Origin of the sequence: Chamaesiphon sp. VAR_69_metabat_338 (genome assembly GCF_031423935.1) — a bacterium.
In the GTDB taxonomy this organism is placed as follows: domain Bacteria; phylum Cyanobacteriota; class Cyanobacteriia; order Cyanobacteriales; family Chamaesiphonaceae; genus Chamaesiphon.
This window is the reverse complement of sequence record NZ_JANPGM010000377.1, coordinates 1-3655: the sequence shown is the minus strand read 5'-3', so window position 1 is coordinate 3655 and position 3655 is coordinate 1. Positions and strand designations below refer to the sequence as shown.

Sequence of the window (3655 nt, the reverse complement as noted above, 5' to 3'; positions counted from 1 at the left end):
TCTTGTTGTAGAGTTCGTAGTCGATATGATTGCCGCGAAAATTGAGTTCTGCCATTTCTCGCTCCCAGTTATCGTGGAGCTTTTGAGCGGCGACGACTGAGATTTTAGCTTGGGGATTATTTTGGAGATAGAGCCGAGCGACAGCGGCTGCGAGGCGAGTTTTGCCCAAACCAACCGCATCAGCGCAGACAGCTACGCCGAAGTTTTCCATCACTTGGAGACAGTGTTGCGCTCCCGATTTTTGATGCTCGAATAGCGTTCCTTCGTTGGTAAGTTGTTCGAGCAAATCGCTTTGCTGAATCCGAAACTGATGGGGACGCTGTTGGTATAGCCAGTAGAGGAAGTCTTGCGGTTGCCCATATTTACCGCTGAGGAGAGTTTCAACAGCTTGTTTGAAGCCAGGGATTTCGGGGAAGTCGGGAATAGTTAGAGTTGGTTCGACAGTCGGCGGCTGTTTTGGTTGAATGGTATATGTCCCCGTTGTGGTTTGGACGACAAAACGATCGATCGATTGGGGCGGATGATCGGGATCGATGATAATATCGGCTTGAATTAGATCGGGAGTTTGACTGGTAATCTCGATCGAGATTAAATCATTATCAGTCACATTAATATCGGTGACTCGATCGAGATGCTCCCCTACTATTTCGACAGTATTTAGCCCAGGGGTGAGAATGTTGGGATTAATGTTGTCAATCTGCGGTTGTTGGATCTGGGTACGTCGTTGCTTTTCCTGAAGTACCTGCTGAAGAAAATCCGAACTCAGATCGTAGGCAAAATTGGGCTTTGACCATTCCTCATCAAATTCCTCGATAAACTCCAAAATACTGGATCGATCGCTTTCAGATACCCAGGAGCGCAGAAATAGACAACGTTCAAAGTTCTGAGAATGAGCGGCAACAGTAAAATTATTAGAGCCTTCATGTAGAGCGTGATTGTCTTTACTATCGCTAAAGATTCCCGTCTTACTATGGTAGATACCGCGCCCACCTTCCATTTTGACGAGCTTGATTTCCAAGAAGCCCAGCCGAATCAATTCGGCCAGAATTTCCGTACCAGAAAAGTTACTCTCTGCTAATCCCTGAAGAAATTCTTCTAGAGTACGCTGAATAAATTGGGTAGGGTTGCTGGTATCGTAAAGCTGTTCGAGGGCGAGGATATCGCGTTCTTTCGTAAAACCACGCCAATCCATCAACAGCCGAATTCGTCCATCAGCTTGAATAATGTCTTGAAGCGGTTCTTCATAGACTTTGAGCAATCCACTATCAAAATAAGCGGTAGCGCGACGGTAAATCGTACTGCGTTGGAGTAGTTGATTAATCGCAGATTGATATTCATCCAAATCTTGGGGAATATTGTAATGACCCTTGAGATGCTCGATCCCGCGAAAGCTATTCGCTAGCAAAGTTTTATCTTTTACCCTGGCGACTTCCTGAAGAAATTGCTTGACGAGTGAGAGTGAACCAGTCCGCAGTAGCGCGGTGGGCGGGATATCGCCAGGATTTTTGGGAGCATAGGTGATGATGTAGCCAGTGCGTTCATCAATCCGAATCAGTTTGTGAGTAGTGTCTTGGTTCCCAAAGCCTAGAAATCGGATCACATTTTTGAGCAGACTGTCAGCATCTTGATGTTTAAATACGAGCCAGTATTGATTTTCCAGACCGCGAATCGGCGTACCTTCGAGGTGATAATAGGGACGCTGACGGATGATGAGATCTTGGATATCTTGTTCGCGCATGGGACTGGCTGCTACTTTAAGGAAAAGATCGATTCACGCAGATTTTTTTGTGAACGCACTTAAAGTTAGTAATCCCCATCAGCATGAAGAAATTTGGGTATGTGGGATATTTTAGGCTTCAACCAGCTCGATTTTGATGCGCTTGCCCAGAACGCTAGCTGCTTTACCAAGAGTGTTGAGGGTAACAGAGGTGTTTTCGGGATCGAGCAGCCTGTCAACTGCTGCGCGGCTGGTGCCCATTGCTTTAGCTACGCTGGTTTTGGTCATTTGCCTAGATGTAATTTCTTGCTGAAGCTGCCAAGCAATGACTCTTTTGATAGCAATTTCATTAGCTTCGGTTAGTAAATCCTCTGCTTCCAAGTAGTCATCAACAGCCGAGCCGATATGGGGATTACGACTTTTCATGGGTTGTTTCCCCTCTCAAACCAGTTCTCGATTTTCAAGTTCTCGAAATATTGGAAATCAGCAACGTTATTAGTCACTAAAATTAGATCGTTAGAGGATGCAATACTCGCAATTTGTCCATCTGCAAAGGCTAGAGTTTTACCAATTTTGGATAATCTTGCTCTTTCTTGAGCATGACATTGGGCGGCTCTAGAATCGTAACCAAGTATCGGTAAATTAAGAACCGAATCATTGATGTAATCTAAAAAAGCTTTACGCTTTTTAGATTCAGGAAGTCGCAAACCGCCGTAGAGGAGTTCATGAACTACAGTACTAGCAGTTGCTGTTTCTTCTTTAAATAGATCGACTTTCTTGATAATTATGGGGTTTGGAGCCGGACGCATCAGCTCTGAAATAATATTGGTATCGAGTAAATATCTCAAGCTCATAGATTTACTTCACGCCCTGGCGATCGATCTCTCAAGTCAGCGAAGTCCTCATCATTAAAAGAGATTCCTTCTTGTTCCATTGTTGCTCTCAGTTTTTTAAATCCTTCCCAGAACTTATTACCATGCTGTTGTTCTCTCTGTTGATGAATTAGCTCAATAAGGTTATCTTGCTCCTCTAAAGATAAGGCTCGGACAGAATCAACGATTTCTTGAAAAACCATCATCTTAGCTCCTTAAGTTTTTCTACATGGTTTGTATTGTACCAAAAACGATACAAATCGGCAAGATCTCAATAGTAGATGTTCTGCAAATTAATATTCCCTAAAGCCGCTTGCGCCTGAACCACTCCTGTAACTGTTGCCGACAAGTAAATTCCAAAATGCCACCAATCACCGTTAATTTGTGATAGGAAGCCGCACTATCGGGAATATTCAACACCGTCCGCACGCTCCCCGTTTTAGCATCATCGGCACCATATACCAACAATCCCAACCGCGCCGCGACAATTGCCCCCGCACACATCGGACAAGGTTCCAGCGTCACATATAACGTACATCGATCGAGATGCCAACTATTTAGAGCCGCACCCGCCGCCCGTATCGCCACAATTTCCGCATGAGCCGTCGGATCGAGATCGCGTTCCCGGCGATTTTCACCCTCAGCAATTATCTCACCTTCAGGGCTGATGATTATCGCCCCAACAGGCACCTCACCCGCATTTCCCGCTTGAGTTGCCAATTCGATCGATCGTGCCATCCAGCGTTGATGTAATTGAAAATCTATCTTCATTGCCAGAGGGGAGAGGGTAGGTAGGTGTAATCAGCGATCGGATAAATTATTGCTAAACTCTGTGTGGTGGGGGCTTTTCACCCTATTTATTAGTAAAAATCATGTCAATATCGACTTTACCCGAATTAATTCAGCAAATGTTGACATCAGAATTTTATCCTCATCCGGTGACGATGCCAATTCAACTGATGCAAACTCACGCCTCTTACGTTCTACTAACTGGAGAATTTGTTTACAAACTCAAGAAGCCAGTTAACTTTGGCTTCTTGGACTACTCAACTGTAGCCAAACGTCA

Annotated in this window: 4 protein-coding genes and 2 pseudogenes; 1 reads left to right on the top strand and 5 read right to left on the bottom strand. The window is 44.7% G+C overall.

Annotated features, from left to right (window positions below; genetic code table 11):
- From RMO84_RS10605 to tadA, 5 genes and pseudogenes are all read right to left on the bottom strand, one after another.
- Nucleotides 1-1738 (bottom strand): annotated as a pseudogene (locus RMO84_RS10605) (helicase); the annotation flags it as partial.
- 111 nt (nt 1739-1849) lie between these two features.
- Entirely contained in the window at nt 1850-2143 is a 294-nt protein-coding gene (locus RMO84_RS10600) for a helix-turn-helix transcriptional regulator (protein ID WP_310488430.1), read from the bottom strand.
- Nucleotides 2140-2571 (bottom strand): type II toxin-antitoxin system VapC family toxin, encoded by a 432-nt coding sequence (locus tag RMO84_RS10595; protein ID WP_310488429.1) that lies wholly within the window; start codon nt 2569-2571, stop codon nt 2140-2142. Before RMO84_RS10595 ends, RMO84_RS10600 begins: the two co-directional genes overlap by 4 nt.
- Nucleotides 2568-2795, bottom strand: a complete 228-nt coding sequence (locus RMO84_RS10590) for a hypothetical protein (RefSeq protein WP_310488428.1) — start codon at nt 2793-2795, stop codon at nt 2568-2570. Before RMO84_RS10590 ends, RMO84_RS10595 begins: the two co-directional genes overlap by 4 nt.
- A gap of 97 nt (nt 2796-2892) precedes the next feature.
- Entirely contained in the window at nt 2893-3360 is a 468-nt protein-coding gene (gene tadA, locus RMO84_RS10585; protein WP_310488427.1) for a tRNA adenosine(34) deaminase TadA, read from the bottom strand.
- 101 nt (nt 3361-3461) lie between these two features.
- Here tadA and RMO84_RS10580 point away from each other — a divergent pair.
- A pseudogene (locus tag RMO84_RS10580) lies at nt 3462-3655 on the top strand (adenylyl-sulfate kinase); the annotation flags it as partial.